Origin of the sequence: Allomesorhizobium aridi (genome assembly GCF_043769475.1) — a bacterium.
Taxonomy (GTDB): Bacteria; Pseudomonadota; Alphaproteobacteria; order Rhizobiales; family Rhizobiaceae; genus Allomesorhizobium.
Genome location: NZ_CP171729.1, coordinates 5,986,842 through 5,999,329 on the forward strand (window position 1 = coordinate 5,986,842; position 12,488 = coordinate 5,999,329).

At 60.8% G+C, this 12,488-nt stretch carries 18 protein-coding genes and 1 pseudogene; 1 reads left to right on the forward strand and 18 read right to left on the reverse strand.

Going from position 1 to position 12,488, the window contains the following annotated elements:
- Window positions 1–73: 73 nt before the first annotated feature.
- From ACG873_RS31500 to ACG873_RS31585, 18 genes and pseudogenes are all read right to left on the reverse strand, one after another.
- The gene (locus tag ACG873_RS31500; RefSeq protein WP_394889868.1) at window positions 74–979 is read right to left on the reverse strand and encodes an SIR2 family NAD-dependent protein deacylase; all 906 of its coding nucleotides are present in this window, start codon (window positions 977–979) and stop codon (window positions 74–76) included.
- Between the two features lie 40 nt (window positions 980–1,019).
- A complete protein-coding gene (nifT, locus tag ACG873_RS31505) occupies window positions 1,020–1,232 on the reverse strand; it encodes a putative nitrogen fixation protein NifT (RefSeq protein WP_394889870.1) in 213 nt (70 codons plus the stop codon).
- Window positions 1,229–1,549 (reverse strand): nitrogen fixation protein NifZ, encoded by a 321-nt coding sequence (locus ACG873_RS31510; protein WP_394889872.1) that lies wholly within the window; start codon window positions 1,547–1,549, stop codon window positions 1,229–1,231. The genes nifT and ACG873_RS31510 overlap by 4 nt, the downstream gene beginning before the upstream one ends.
- A gap of 84 nt (window positions 1,550–1,633) precedes the next feature.
- Window positions 1,634–1,828 (reverse strand): 4Fe-4S dicluster domain-containing protein, encoded by a 195-nt coding sequence (locus tag ACG873_RS31515; protein ID WP_394889873.1) that lies wholly within the window; start codon window positions 1,826–1,828, stop codon window positions 1,634–1,636.
- A 34-nt stretch (window positions 1,829–1,862) separates the two neighbouring features.
- Complete coding sequence (nifB, locus tag ACG873_RS31520; RefSeq protein ID WP_394889874.1) at window positions 1,863–3,338, reverse strand: nitrogenase cofactor biosynthesis protein NifB; 1,476 nt, start codon at window positions 3,336–3,338, stop codon at window positions 1,863–1,865.
- 241 nt (window positions 3,339–3,579) lie between these two features.
- The gene (locus ACG873_RS31525; RefSeq protein ID WP_394893793.1) at window positions 3,580–3,690 is read right to left on the reverse strand and encodes a helix-turn-helix domain-containing protein; all 111 of its coding nucleotides are present in this window, start codon (window positions 3,688–3,690) and stop codon (window positions 3,580–3,582) included.
- A gap of 492 nt (window positions 3,691–4,182) precedes the next feature.
- The gene (locus ACG873_RS31530) at window positions 4,183–4,455 is read right to left on the reverse strand and encodes a GAF domain-containing protein (RefSeq protein WP_394893795.1); all 273 of its coding nucleotides are present in this window, start codon (window positions 4,453–4,455) and stop codon (window positions 4,183–4,185) included.
- 330 nt (window positions 4,456–4,785) lie between these two features.
- The gene (locus ACG873_RS31535; protein ID WP_394889876.1) at window positions 4,786–5,085 is read right to left on the reverse strand and encodes a ferredoxin family protein; all 300 of its coding nucleotides are present in this window, start codon (window positions 5,083–5,085) and stop codon (window positions 4,786–4,788) included.
- Window positions 5,086–5,095: 10 nt separating this feature from the next.
- Window positions 5,096–6,403 carry an FAD-binding protein gene (locus tag ACG873_RS31540; RefSeq protein ID WP_394889878.1) on the reverse strand — a complete coding sequence of 436 codons (1,308 nt, stop codon included), beginning with the start codon at window positions 6,401–6,403 and terminating at the stop codon, window positions 5,096–5,098.
- A gap of 11 nt (window positions 6,404–6,414) precedes the next feature.
- Complete coding sequence (locus ACG873_RS31545; RefSeq protein WP_394889880.1) at window positions 6,415–7,524, reverse strand: electron transfer flavoprotein subunit alpha/FixB family protein; 1,110 nt, start codon at window positions 7,522–7,524, stop codon at window positions 6,415–6,417.
- Between the two features lie 15 nt (window positions 7,525–7,539).
- Window positions 7,540–8,391 carry an electron transfer flavoprotein subunit beta/FixA family protein gene (locus ACG873_RS31550; RefSeq protein ID WP_394889881.1) on the reverse strand — a complete coding sequence of 284 codons (852 nt, stop codon included), beginning with the start codon at window positions 8,389–8,391 and terminating at the stop codon, window positions 7,540–7,542.
- Window positions 8,392–8,576: 185 nt separating this feature from the next.
- Complete coding sequence (gene nifW, locus ACG873_RS31555) at window positions 8,577–8,957, reverse strand: nitrogenase stabilizing/protective protein NifW (protein WP_394889883.1); 381 nt, start codon at window positions 8,955–8,957, stop codon at window positions 8,577–8,579.
- A 236-nt stretch (window positions 8,958–9,193) separates the two neighbouring features.
- Window positions 9,194–10,366 (reverse strand): cysteine desulfurase NifS, encoded by a 1,173-nt coding sequence (gene nifS / locus ACG873_RS31560; RefSeq protein ID WP_394889885.1) that lies wholly within the window; start codon window positions 10,364–10,366, stop codon window positions 9,194–9,196.
- An 11-nt stretch (window positions 10,367–10,377) separates the two neighbouring features.
- A complete protein-coding gene (locus ACG873_RS31565) occupies window positions 10,378–10,599 on the reverse strand; it encodes a NifU family protein (protein WP_394893796.1) in 222 nt (73 codons plus the stop codon).
- Window positions 10,600–10,825: 226 nt separating this feature from the next.
- Window positions 10,826–11,041, reverse strand: coding sequence for a (2Fe-2S)-binding protein (locus ACG873_RS31570; protein ID WP_394893797.1), 216 nt, complete (start codon window positions 11,039–11,041; stop codon window positions 10,826–10,828).
- Between the two features lie 98 nt (window positions 11,042–11,139).
- Window positions 11,140–11,313: pseudogene (locus ACG873_RS31575) on the reverse strand (iron-sulfur cluster assembly scaffold protein); the annotation flags it as partial.
- Window positions 11,310–11,453, reverse strand: coding sequence for a hypothetical protein (locus ACG873_RS31580; RefSeq protein WP_394889887.1), 144 nt, complete (start codon window positions 11,451–11,453; stop codon window positions 11,310–11,312). The pseudogene ACG873_RS31575 and the gene ACG873_RS31580, both read right to left, overlap by 4 nt.
- 24 nt (window positions 11,454–11,477) lie before the next feature.
- Window positions 11,478–11,798 (reverse strand): HesB/IscA family protein, encoded by a 321-nt coding sequence (locus ACG873_RS31585; protein ID WP_394889889.1) that lies wholly within the window; start codon window positions 11,796–11,798, stop codon window positions 11,478–11,480.
- A gap of 509 nt (window positions 11,799–12,307) precedes the next feature.
- On the opposite strand from ACG873_RS31585, the gene hemP reads away from it, so the two are divergent.
- Window positions 12,308–12,481 (forward strand): hemin uptake protein HemP, encoded by a 174-nt coding sequence (hemP, locus tag ACG873_RS31590; RefSeq protein ID WP_394889891.1) that lies wholly within the window; start codon window positions 12,308–12,310, stop codon window positions 12,479–12,481.
- The last annotated feature ends 7 nt before the right edge of the window (window positions 12,482–12,488 follow it).

Genomic DNA, 12,488 nt, shown 5'->3' on the forward strand with positions numbered 1-12,488 from the left:
TGTGTTCCAGACTGAATTTGCGCCTTCAGAGCCAAGCCGAACGGCCCCCACCGTCAAAGGCTCCCCCACATGCCTAATCCTGGCCACCATCTGCAGCAGTGCCTGCTCCGACAAGCCGATCAGCGGCTTCACAAAGCGGCACATTGATGACCGTGATTGCGCTCGCTGCAAGGAAACGGGCTTCGTTCTTGGTCAGTGTCGCTGCGTCGATTACCGCAAAATGTGGACCTTTGGAGCGCTTCATGATCTGCCAGGCGTAAGTGCGCAGCATCTGATCATTGAAGCGGCAGCCGACGAAGAAAAGGCCTCGGTTTATACGCCGGTTCTTCACCACGTCAGGGATCGGCGTTTGGATATCGATTTCGGTAAGGACTTCCACATAGTCGGAATCAGCGACGAGGAAATTTGCGGCCGGCCTAATGCTGCCATGAGGCGAATAGAGAACCGTCTTTGCCGCTGATCCGGGTTGGAGTTCGCTCCCGGACAAGTCGTAGGTTTTCGTCCAGATGTCACCGATTTCGTTCGCCCGCGTGACGCCTTGTATTTCGACGACGTCCGTTCGGCCAGCCTTTGCGAGGGCCGCGCGCATGGCGCCGTCGTACCAGCTGTCGACGATGAGGGAGAGCGGCAGCGTTGCGAGCCAGGCGTGGAGGAGCGTCGGCGCTGCCGGTGGTGCGAATATCTCGGCCATCCAGGCTTGAAGTGTGCGGCGATGCCGGCGCTGTTCGATGAACTGCGCGACCGACCACATATTGGTGCAGATCTTGGAAGGGGCTGGGGCCCTCGCGTTGAGCGCCGCGGCGACGGCTTCCGGGGTGCACGGTACAGACAGTTCCGCGGAGCCGAGCCGGAGGAGACCCGGACCGAGAAACGGGATCACCTTGTCAGCCTCAAGCGCTGCGTTCAGCAGCTCAAGGAGCTCCTTGGCAAAACTGCCCCGGATGACGACGAGGTGGCGCGAAGCCAGGATCGTGTTCATGTGGGTTTCCTCTCGTCGCGCTCTCTATGAACCCGCAGCATCAGTCCTCGTTGGAAATCTTTCTTGCCTCGACAGTGATCGGCAAACGCGTATCTCGCGGAAGGTCGGGTAGGACGAGTCGCCAGCCGTTCCGGAGCGTTACGGCCCCGCCCCACAGGTCTTCCTTCTCGATTTCGACGATCGGCTCTTCGAGATCTTTCTTGGGGACATACGCTGACAATCCAGCACTGGTCCTGCGGATCATTACTCTCATCTGGCTATTCCTTCATCCGCAGTTCTTTCGGCACCGCAAGGAGCCTCGGCTTTGTCGAGGCTCTTCAATTCGCGCGCTCTCATGCCGACGACCGTGCCACGGTCGACCCATTCGACCGCATAGATGAAGAACTGCTGGAGAAAGGTGCCAACGTCGCGGACATAACCCTCGTCGCCCTTCCGCACGAGGTTTTCGCCGATCTCCCTGCCAGGATAAGTGCCGTCGTTCTTTATGTGGCGTGTGGCACGGACCCGCTCACCGGGCAAAAATCTCGGAGGCCTGCAGATTTCGACCTCCTGTTCGCGTCCGAGCAACATGGCCGTTCCTTCTTTTCTTGAGGCAGCAGGTTGTTGGTAGGAGGTTCCAGGCTGCCCGGACTGCGTCCGTAGCCAAATTGCACGTCAGGCAGGAACGCAGGTCTTCGGCACCGGACATACCGAGGCGCATTGCTGCGTATCGAAACCCCCCTCGCATTCGGTGCACTTGTCCCGCTCGATCACGTAGCCCTCGCCTTTGAACTTGATCGCTCCAGAGGGACATTCGAACTCGCAGGCGCCGCATTGGGTGCATTGCGATGCGATGATCTTGAAAGCCATTTTAACTCCTGGTTCGGTGGGGAAATGAGACGGCTCAGGCCGTCGCCGCCAGCGGTTGGACCCCAAACTCGGCGGCGTACAGCGCGCTGATTGCGGTCTCGATGTAGTCGTGGCCATAAGCGTCGGTCGCTCCGATTCCAGCCTCCGCGAGCTGTTCCTTGGGGCAATCTCCGATCTTGGCGCACAGCACGACATCTATGCCTTCAAGCGCCGCGACGATGCCGTCGAGAGTGGCGTTTTCGCCCCAGCCGCCGAGGCAATACTGCTCGACGTTGCGATGCCCGACGAAGCTGATCCCCTTCGGCGAGGCCTCATAAACCTGGAACTCCTTTGCATGGCCGAAGTGCTCGTTGACACGGCCGCCGCCCTTGGTCGCCACCGCGACGAGAAGAGACTTGCCGGAGCCCGCTGTCTCGAGCATTCCGATCGCCTCTCTCCTGGCGGCCACGTGATCGCGGCGCTCGTGCGCGACCACCTCCCGATAGGCCTCGCGCTTGGTGGCGTCGTAGGTGACATCGCCGGGAATCCGGTCGAGTGTGAATTCCTGGCCACCGTCCTCGCCGAGCAGGCCGACGGCGTCGGCCCGGCACTGCCGGCAGTGGCGCATCAACTTAGCGCCGCCTTCGAGACGATCCTGAAGAGTCTTCAGCTCCGTTGCATTTGGGCCGCGCTGCCCGGCCAGGCCGTAGTGCGTACCGTGCGCCGGGTCGGAAATCAGGGGCATGACGTTGTGTAGGAACGCCCCGCGCTCCTTGACCCATCTATTCACCTCGAGCAGATGCTCGTCGTTCACTCCTGGGATCATCACCGAATTGATTTTGGTGAGGATGCCGCGCGCGGTCAGCATCTCCAGGCCCAACATCTGCCGCTCGTGCAGGATCCGGGCGGCTTCGATGCCAGCGTAGCGACGCTGGTCGTAAAAGATCCAGGGATAGATCTTTGCGCCGACTTCCGGATCGACCATGTTGATTGTGATCGTCACGTGGTCGACATTCATTTCGGCAAGCTCGGCGACATGGTCCGGCAGCGCGAGCCCATTGGTGGAGAGGCACAGCTTGATGTCGGGTATTTCTCTGGCGACTCGCTCGAACGTTGCCTTTGTCTTTTCCCAGTCGTAGCAGGCATCACCCGGTCCGGCGATGCCGAGCACGGAAAGCTGCGGCACTTCGTTGGCGACCGTGATCACCTTGCGTAGCGCCTGGTCGGGGGTCAACTTTTCCGAGACGACCCCAGGCCGGCTTTCGTTGGCGCAGTCATATTTGCGATTGCAGTAGTTGCACTGGATGTTGCAAGCCGGCGCGACTGCGACGTGCATGCGCGCAAAATAGTGGTGCGCTTCTTCTGAAAAGCAGGGATGGTTCTTGATCTTCTCCCAGATAGCCGGATCGATGCCGTCCTGCTTTCCCGACGCGCCGCAGGATGAAGATGCGCAGCCACCCGATTGCGCGGTCGCCAGCAATTGGTCGGAGGTGCTGGTCAGGCTCTGAAGCGAAACTATCGGTGCGGGCATCGAACGGCTCTGCTGCTGGGGGAACGTCGCAGTTCAAAGCGCAAGAGCTATGCCAACTCAAACAGCGGTTTTAGCTCACAAATTGGCCTTTCGTGTCGGATTCTGTCGGTTTGCGCCGACACAATTTTGTCGGGCTTCCGACAGTGGAAAGCGAACCGGGTCGCCAAGGGCACATTGCGTTTGGGCACGCAGAGTGTGAGGAACACTATTCCGACCTGACGTTTGACGTCTTCAGGACGCACTAGAATTTCTTCACTACGATGCCATGCGGGCGCGCGGCGTAGCCGATTTGCCGCTGCGTAATGCCGAGGATACGAGCCACTTTGGCCAGGACCCAACCGGCCTTCTCCATCGCGTCCACCAGCCGGTCGCGTTCGGTCAGACGCGGGCCCGTTGCGGGCCAAGCTGGATGGTTCAGATCCCCGACCTCGAGGGGTGATACCTTGCCTTGCGAGGCGCCGATGCACCTAGTCGGCGACCGCGATCCAACCGGCACTATCTTGCCCCGACGTGAGAGCTTATGGATGGCTCGCGCAAAGAATTCTTTGCCTGTGCCGCTTTCGTCCCGCAAGCACGGTGGGATTTGTCATTGCTACGACCGACACGGTTGGAGTACCCGGTTGAGTGCGGGACCTTCCCGATGACCCTGTCGATCTTGACCTGCGGTTCTGGGGGAGTCCTCTCCTCGTCCAGCGATACCTCCGGGCTCCGCTGACGATCTGTACCCAGCATGCGGTGGTCGGATGGTCCGGCCGACAGGGTTGGCGATCATGGTCAGGAAGCGCTTGTCCTCGTCGTAACAGGAACCGCTGGCGCTGTTGTCAACACGGTCGATCGATAATGTTCAAAGCATCTTACGCTCGGCCTTTACGGGGACGCCGATAAACGCGATTGGGTTGCTGCCGCGGCTTGAGGACGTTTGAAGATCGGCCTGAAACAGTTGGGACTTGCTGACATCCGCTACGACGAGCGGCTCACCCGTAGCGACGATTTGGTCTATTGCGGCCTGCGGTATTGCGCGGCGAGTGCCTGGTTGAGGCGGGTGGGTGCTGCCGGCAATTGCGGTAATCTCCGGCTCTCCCTCAGCGTCCAGGACAACGATTGCTCCGCGACGCATTTGCAGAAACGAGGGGAGGATGTTCACGACATTGGCGAGCGTAATCTCCAGCTGCGAGGGCGCCGTTAGGCTTTCGATATCTCGTAGGTTTCCCTAAGCAAAATATCTGCTCGGGACATGCTTTTGATGCGTGGTTCAGGTCGGTTGTCCCGAGGTCCGACTCATCGAACCGATCCCGCGATATGCAGGCCATGGAAACACACCTCAAGGGTTCTCCAGGGTGCTCCTCCCAAGCGCCCTGTTTGATAACTCTAGCAAGGTTGATGCGACACATGTTGAAGCTACTTCGAGTGTACAACGGTTCACGCTCTTCAACGGTGCGGGCGCCAGTCATCCGAACTTGAAGAGGACACCGAAGCCGCCGCGCGGATAGTTCCACTCGATCTCGCCGCTGGGCTCGCACAAGATCCGGCAGGTGCCGCACTCCATGCAGCCGTCGGCTGTGATGTCCACTTGGCCCTTGTCGTTCACCTCATAGCATTTCGCCGGGCAGACGTGGGTCAGGGCGAGTAGGTTGGCGCTTGGCCTCTCGTGCGGCCGCACTTTGATATGCGGGCGGCCTGGATCGACCAGGTAGCGGTTCTGGTAAAGCTTGTCCTCGACGCGTAACTTCGTCACTGCGACCGTCATCCCTCTCTCCTCAGCGCCACGCGAATGCTAGGCGGACTGCGTCGCTGACCAGCCCCCAGCGCGAACGCGCCTTGATAAAGGCGGCTGTGGTCGCCTTTTCCTTTTCAATCTTCGGCGTGCCGTCGACACGCATGAAGTTCTGCGCAGCCTGCGATATCAAGCGCGGATAGGTCGTGAAGAAATTGCTGGAATTGGTGTGGAGCAAGGCCGGCATGTCTTTGTATTTTCGTAGGTCTTTGACCACGAAGGACTCGTCCAGCATGGTCTTGTAGAGGGTGAGATTCCGTCTGATCATCGGCTGGTTGCGGCGCTTGACCTGGAGGATTGCCTCAGCCGCGATGCGGCCGGAGGTCATGGCCAGGTTCGAACCCTCGCGGTGAACCGCGTTGTTCAATTGCGCGGCATCACCGACCATGACCCAACCATCGCCAAAGAGCTGGGGGATCGCCTTATGGCCGCCCTCGGGAATGAGATGCGCGGCGTATTCTTTGACCTCAGCGCCGGCGATCAGCGGCCGGATCGAAGCGTGATTTTTAAAGGAATCGAGGAGGGCGTAAGGGCTCTCCGTCGCGGCGGTGAAATCGGAGACAAGGCAGCCGATGCCCAATGAGATTGACTCCTTGTTGGTGTAGAGGAAGCCGAGCCCGGCCATGCCGCGGGAGATCGTGCCCACAGCCTCGATGACGCAGCCTTCATCGCCCTTCACGCCGAACCGCTGCTCAATGACCTCTTCGGGCAGAAAATGCATTTCCTTGACGGCGAGCGCCACGGTTTCAGGCTTCGGCATCTCGCGCAGGCCGGCCCGCGTGCCAAGCAGTCCGGAAACACCTTCTGCGAGAACGACCACGTCCGCATAGAGCACTTCGCCGGCCCGATCTGTGCGGACGCCGATCACCTTGCCGATGGCATCACGGACGAGTTCCGTCACGGTCGTTTCGCAAAGAACCGTCGCGCCGGCCTCGCGCACCTTGCGCGAAAACCACTTGTCGAACTGGGCGCGGATGATCGTGTAGCGGTTGGGCTTCGCCTCATTGAAATCGTCCGACCGATAGTGAATCCCCGTGTGGGACGTGTCGTCCATCACCCAAAGCCGCTGTTCAACCAGATGCCGCTCGAGAGGCGCGTCCTCGCGGAAATCCGGTATGATCTTCTCCAGCATGTTCGCGTACATGATGGCACCCTGGACATTCTTGGACCCCGGATATTCACCGCGCTCCAACTGCAACACCTTCAGGCCATGGCTCGCCATGGTGTAAGCAGCTGCGTTCCCAGACATGCCGGCTCCGATGACAATGGCGTCGAATTCTTCCGCGATCATGTCCGTCTTCCTTAGCTCGCAAGCTTGTCGCGACTGTGCGGCGACAGCCGCCGGGTGAAGGCCTCTGTTAGTACGGGCAGGAAGCGGATTGCATCGGTGACGATCCCGATGTGAGCGAACTCGAAAATCGGCGCGTTCGGATCGGTATTGATGGCCACGATGAGATCGGCCCCCTCGACGCCAACCCGGTGCTGGATGGCGCCGGAAATCCCGGCCGCGATGTAAAGCTTGGGCCGGATGGTCTTGCCAGTTTGCCCGATCTGCCGATTAGCCGGCATCCAGCCCTTCTGGACCAGCGGGCGCGAACAGCCATGTTCGGCGCCAATCGCTCGCGCGAGATTCTTCACGAGTTGCAGGTTCTCCGCCGCGCCAAGGCCGATGCCTCCCGCAACCACGACGTCGGCATAGGCGAGATTTGCCTCTGCCGACTGGCTATCCGGCAGGAAGCCGAGGACTTTGGTGACGATTTCGTCCTCGGCTAGAGATACTTTGTGCTGGATGACACGCCCGACCGGCTTATCCGCCCGCTGCGGCATGGGCATGACCCTCGGTCGCACTGTCGCCATCTGCGGCCGGTAGTTGAGCGTATAAATCGTGCATAACAAGGAACCGCCGAAAGTCGGACGGGTCGCGGCGAGCGAAGCGTCCGTATCCACGTCGAGTTCGGTGCAGTCGGCCGTGAGCCCTGTCTGCAAGGTCGTCGCCACGGAGCCGGCAAGATCCCTGCCGAGCGTGGTCGCGCCCAGAAGCAGGACCTCGGGTTTGTGGCTATCGACCAGATCCGTCATCGCCTTGGTGAACGGCTCGTTGCGATAATCGGCGAGCAGCGGTGCCTCGACGATGTAGACAAGGTCGGCGCCATAAGCGAAGGCCTCGGCAACCGCATTCCCGGTGGCCTCTCCTGGCGGTCCGAGCACGACGCCCGCAAGCTGGACGCCGAGCTTGTCGGCCAGCTTGCGGCCCTCGCCGAGCAGTTCGAAGGATACTGGATGGGCCTGGCCGCGTTCGAGCTCGATGAAGACCCAGACGTGCCGGTAGTCCTTGAAACGTTCGGGCAGCTCCTTCCTTATGCCGGCACGGCCGGCGGCAGGGGGAGGGGGTTCTCGGTTCGCGGTCGACATTGTCTGCTCCTGGCGTCACGCGCCGTTGTTGAAGGCGAGCTCATGTTCCAGCGCCGGCTGCCGGGTGAAGATTGCGGCGATGAGCTCGTCAGCGGCATCGCGCAGCGTCTTCTCGGCGGTGTCGATTTGCGCCGCCTTTTCCGCCCGCGGGGTAGGGGCGAAAACGCGCTTGACGACCGTCGGCGAGCCGCGCAGGCCGCATCTGGTGAGGTCCTCAATGCCGGCGTCGGCCGCACTCCACTTCAGCACCTGGCTGCGCGCCGCGCACAGGGCGTCTTGGAGCGAGCCCCTACGGATCTCGTTGGTGCCCTCCAGCATGGTGATGAGACAGGGGAGCCTGCTCTTGAGCGTCTGCGTGCCGCCCTCGGAGCGGCGCTCGACCTTGATCTCGCGCGTAGCGAGGTCGATGGAGGCGATCTTCGCCACATAAGTGAGTTGCAGGAGATCGAGGCGCCTGGCGATACCGGGCCCGACCTGGGCGGTGTCGCCATCGATCGTCTGTTTGCCGGTGAAGACGATGTCTGGCTTGCCGAACGTCTCGCCAATCTTCGCGATTGCCTGGGAAAGAGCGAAGGAGGTTGCCAGCGTGTCGGAGCCCGCAAAATAGCGGTCGGTCAAGAGCACCGCCCGGTCGGCGCCGTAACCCAGCGCCTTGCGCAGCGCGTCCTCCGCCATGGGCGGACCCATGCTGAGCACGGTGACCTCGCCACCATGAGCGTCACGCAGCTTGAGTGCTTCTTCGAGGGCGAACAGGTCGTAAGGGTTGATGATCGTCGGCACACCTTGGCGCATGATCGTGTTCGTCACCGGATGGACGCGTATCTGTGCCGAGTCCGGCACCTGCTTGATGCAGATTACGATGTGCATTGGCGGTTTCTCCAGCCTCCCATCCGGATGCGGGCTTGGCAGTTCATCTCCTTCGTGCATTGTTCGTGCCAACATCGGGCGCTCCGCGATTGCTAGTAATTCGGTTGGTTGCTTCTAAAGGCGCGTTGTCTCAATGACGGGATTTGTCGGCTTCCCGACATTGTCGCGTCACAACCCCGTCGCGCTCATTCTTTCCCGAACCGCTTCAGAACGGACTCGAACGGGACGAAGGTGCGGCTCGGCCTGGCAGGTTTGTGCGGATCATGGTCTTTGAGCACCTTGAGGACCCGGTGCGTGAGCGGCGAGGAAGTCGCGAACTCTTCGTAGGCGCGTTGCAGCGTGGCGCGCACCCGGGCGGCGATCACCGGGTCCGGCAGACCGGAGAAATCTTCCTCGGCAAGGCATTGGCCCACGCGCTTCATGATATGGAGCCGTGAGACATTCAGCACCTTCGGGTCATAGGAGACGCCAAGCACTGCGAAAAACTCCTCCGCAGCCGACAGGCCTTTCAGCCGCGCGAGGATGTCTTTGTTATCAATGGGAAGGCCGTCAGCGGAACAACTCATTTCATTCTCCCTTGTCGGAAACTGGTAGTGTCGGGCTGTTCGTCGCTCGGGGACGTGCAGCCGAGAGATTCACGGTTGGAGGAATGAAACGCGATCAACCACCGAGGCAATCGCGCCGCTGACGCAGACGGCAGCGAGGATCTCGGCGCAGGCACCAATGCGAACGCCGCGCCTGCGAGTCGATGAGCGTTCATGATTGACCGCCTGTTCTTCTGCTGTTCAGGCAACAGACCTGATTAAAGGATTTCGGCACCTCGCTTGAGCGGCCCAGAACTGCGAAAGCCACGCAGCCTCTCTACGATCGCGGGCAGGACCTCGAGCACCCGGTCGACGTCCGCTTCGCCGTTGTAGCGCGAGAAGGAGAAGCGGACTGCCGCGTGTGCCACGTTCATCGCCTTCAGGACATGGCTCGGCTCCAGTGAGCCGGAGGTGCAGGCTGAGCCGGAGGAACAGGCGATGCCCACGCGGCTGAGGAGAAGTGGGATTGCATCGCCTTCGTTACATTCGAAGACGATGTTTGCGGTGTTCGGCAACCGCTCCAGCGGATGGCCAGTGACGAAGGTGTTTGGGATGCGCCTGAGGATCCCCTTCTGCAGGCGATCGCGGAGCGACTTTACCCGTGTGTGCTCGTCGTCCATGTATTTCAAGGCGAGTTCGGCTGCCATGCCGAGCCCGACTATGCCGGGCGTATTCTCGGTGCCCGCACGACGGTCATGCTCTTGGTGACCCCCCTTGATCAGCGAGCGGAAGGGCACGCCATGTTTTACATAAAGTGCGCCGACCCCCTTTGGGCCGTGCAGCTTATGGCCGGAGAGCGACAGCATGTCGATCGCGGTCGATTTCACGTCCATCGGAAGCTTGCCGACGGCCTGCACAGCATCGGTATGGAAAAGGGCGCCGACTTCCTTGGCCAGCTCAGCAAGCTTGGCCACGGGGAAGATCGTACCAGTCTCGTTGTTGGCCCACATGATCGAGACGATCGCCACGTGTGGGGTGAGGGCAGCCCTGTAGGCGTCGAGGTCGAGCCGGCCACGGCGATCGACCGGGATCCTGTGCACCTTGACGCCGCGCGTCTTCTCAAGATGCGCGCAGAGTGTCAGCACGGCCGGATGCTCGACCGCAGACGTCACGATCTCTGTTCGGTCAGGCATCACCTCGAGTGCCGAAAGAATCGCTGCATTGTCGCTTTCCGTCCCGCCCGAAGTGAAGGTGATCTCACTGTCGAGCTCCGCGCCGATCAGTGCTGTCAACTGCAGGCGCGCCTTTCTCACCGCCGCAGCGACGGAGGTGCCAAAGCCATGCAGCGACGAAGGGTTGCCGAATTGATCCGTAAAGAACGGCAACATAGCTTGGACGACCTCAGGGTCGACCCGTGTCGTTGCATTGTTGTCGAGATTTATAAGCCTCATAGGTGCGATCCTCAGTTGACCGGAACGACGCGAAGCGTAAGGCTGGTCGCCTCATTCAGCCTTTGGCGCATGCCGTTAATGGTGACGGACGGGAGCTGGAAACCGGCGCAGGCGCCCGAAAGTTTGACGTAGACTTGGTCGTCCTCCACGTTGACCAGTTCGCAGTCGCAGTCGCAGTCGCAGTCGCAGTCGCACTCGCAGTCGCTGCCGTCAGCCCGCAGGTAAGAACCCATGCACGCGACAGCGTTTTCGATTGGTCGAACTTGCACAGACGCTGTGGCGTGTGGCGGGTGGGCGCTCCCCCTGACGGCGGGGGAGCGTCCATCGCAGCGTCGCAATTTAGCGGCCAGCGGCTTCGGGTCCCGCCAGGATTTGAACTGTTTCAGGCGGCGACGTTCTCCGCATCCTGCCGCAAGCGAATGCCGGTTCCGAAATCGGCTTTCGACCTTGCCTTGTTCTTCAGGGCGTGGACATCTGTTGTGCCGGCCGTATAAGCCTCCGCTGCCGTGATGAAGCCTTCGGCGCCCACCGCACTCGCACAAGCACTTCCTCGATTGCTTCGAAGCATGCGAGGCAGCCGCCATCAGCCTTTGTGTAGCGAGTGACCTGCTCGATGGTGGTAAGCGTGTTGATACGACGGCCCGCTCGATCATCCATTGATCGACACCGAAGCATTCGCAGGCGAGGGCGCGTTGCTCGTGATCACCGCGCCACTGCCGGCCGTGGTGGTTGGCGATCGCAGGCTGCAGCGCTTCATGACCCATTACCCCGCAATGCGTCTTCTTCGGCGGCAGGCCGCTACCGAGACTATCCGCGACCCCCTGATTGGTTATCGGGAACACTTCATCGACGGTTTTGCCGATGATGGGTCCGGTAAGCGCCGACGAGGATGCGATGGCGGAGCCGCAGCCGAGGGTCTCTTTTGCGGCAGTGATCGCTTCCGTCATGGATGGATGCTCATCATAGATTCAAGCGCATCTCGGCAGGCGATCGCGTCGACCTCACCGATTGCATTGGCTGTCTCCCGAACGCCGAGATTTTTCGAGTTGAAGGAGTTTTCCTTGACCGCCTCTCTATAATCCCACATGGCCCTTCTCGTTCTCTCGGGCGATCAGCCGCAGGACTTGCCGCAGGCGCACTTCTCCCGCGCGTTCGGATTGTCGAAGACAAAGCCTGAGGGTTCGGGTCCCGTTACGAAGTCGACGGTCATGCCGGCGGCATGGGGTTGGGAGCCTGCGTCGACGAACACCTTGACCCCATCTTTCTCGATGATGAAATCGCCCTCCCGCGAGATGCTCTCCAAGCCCATCACGTATTTGAAGCCGGCGCAGCCGCCGGCCTGGACCATGATGCGAAAGCCTTCCGCCGGTTCGCTGGCGCGGGCAAGAGCGGACTTGACGGCGGCAACAGCATTATCGGTGAGCGTGATCATGATTCGATTTCTCCGCAGTCCGCGACGTGGCTGCAGATCACCGAGCATGGAACGTGCCAAAGGAAAAAAGCCTTTCTAAACAGCGCTCCCTCTTACACTGCAATAATTTCTTGTGCGCCATTGTTGGGAATTCGTCGGGTAGCCGACACGTACTGTCAGGTTTGTCGAGTCCGCCACACGGGGGTGTTCGGCCTGGTTCCTGCTGCACTCTCACGTAAACCATTGACGGCTATGCTGAAGATTTTTTCTGCGCTTGCTTCCGCGCAATTGGCACGACTTTTGAAGCTCCTTTGGCGAGGCGGCAAGAACGGCCGACAGATTTCATGCCGTGAGTGCAATTGCGATCGAACTACGAGGGAGGGAAGCAACATGTCAGGTCTGGGTCAGATCCGCATTTTTTGGCAAGCAGCAGCACCTGTGGAATCCGAATGCGATCGGCCGATTGGCGTCCATACCCACAATCGCTCACCACGGGTTAATGGCCATCGGCCGACCTGAAACGGGCTCGGGTGCTGTCAGCCTTTTCGCGTCCCGTTCAGGACAGCACGCCGGCGCGTTTCGAAGGGGTGCCGACGGCGATCTGCTCGCCCTCCAGCAACCCTCTGTTGCTGGGCGAGCACGAGATCGGGATCGAGCACCGCGGCGCGCTCTATCGGCTGAAGACCGCCCGGCAGGGAAGTTGACGCTCGA

Bases quoted from the DNA above. Each gene is read 5' to 3' on its own strand.
- ACG873_RS31500 (WP_394889868.1), bottom strand. From the start codon at position 979: ATGAACACGATCCTGGCTTCGCGCCACCTCGTCGTCATCCGGGGCAGT.
- nifS (WP_394889885.1), bottom strand. From the start codon at position 10,366: ATGAGGCTTATAAATCTCGACAACAATGCAACGACACGGGTCGACCCT.
- nifB (WP_394889874.1), bottom strand. From the start codon at position 3,338: ATGCCCGCACCGATAGTTTCGCTTCAGAGCCTGACCAGCACCTCCGAC.
- ACG873_RS31570 (WP_394893797.1), bottom strand. From the start codon at position 11,041: ATGCTTCGGTGTCGATCAATGGATGATCGAGCGGGCCGTCGTATCAAC.
- ACG873_RS31515 (WP_394889873.1), bottom strand. From the start codon at position 1,828: ATGGCTTTCAAGATCATCGCATCGCAATGCACCCAATGCGGCGCCTGC.
- nifT (WP_394889870.1), bottom strand. From the start codon at position 1,232: ATGAGAGTAATGATCCGCAGGACCAGTGCTGGATTGTCAGCGTATGTC.
- ACG873_RS31545 (WP_394889880.1), bottom strand. From the start codon at position 7,524: ATGTCGACCGCGAACCGAGAACCCCCTCCCCCTGCCGCCGGCCGTGCC.
- ACG873_RS31550 (WP_394889881.1), bottom strand. From the start codon at position 8,391: ATGCACATCGTAATCTGCATCAAGCAGGTGCCGGACTCGGCACAGATA.
- ACG873_RS31580 (WP_394889887.1), bottom strand. From the start codon at position 11,453: ATGTGGGATTATAGAGAGGCGGTCAAGGAAAACTCCTTCAACTCGAAA.
- nifW (WP_394889883.1), bottom strand. From the start codon at position 8,957: ATGAGTTGTTCCGCTGACGGCCTTCCCATTGATAACAAAGACATCCTC.
- ACG873_RS31585 (WP_394889889.1), bottom strand. From the start codon at position 11,798: ATGATCACGCTCACCGATAATGCTGTTGCCGCCGTCAAGTCCGCTCTT.
- ACG873_RS31530 (WP_394893795.1), bottom strand. From the start codon at position 4,455: ATGCGTCGCGGAGCAATCGTTGTCCTGGACGCTGAGGGAGAGCCGGAG.
- ACG873_RS31535 (WP_394889876.1), bottom strand. From the start codon at position 5,085: ATGACGGTCGCAGTGACGAAGTTACGCGTCGAGGACAAGCTTTACCAG.
- ACG873_RS31510 (WP_394889872.1), bottom strand. From the start codon at position 1,549: ATGTTGCTCGGACGCGAACAGGAGGTCGAAATCTGCAGGCCTCCGAGA.
- ACG873_RS31525 (WP_394893793.1), bottom strand. From the start codon at position 3,690: ATGGAGAAGGCCGGTTGGGTCCTGGCCAAAGTGGCTCGTATCCTCGGC.
- ACG873_RS31565 (WP_394893796.1), bottom strand. From the start codon at position 10,599: ATGGGTTCTTACCTGCGGGCTGACGGCAGCGACTGCGAGTGCGACTGC.
- ACG873_RS31540 (WP_394889878.1), bottom strand. From the start codon at position 6,403: ATGATCGCGGAAGAATTCGACGCCATTGTCATCGGAGCCGGCATGTCT.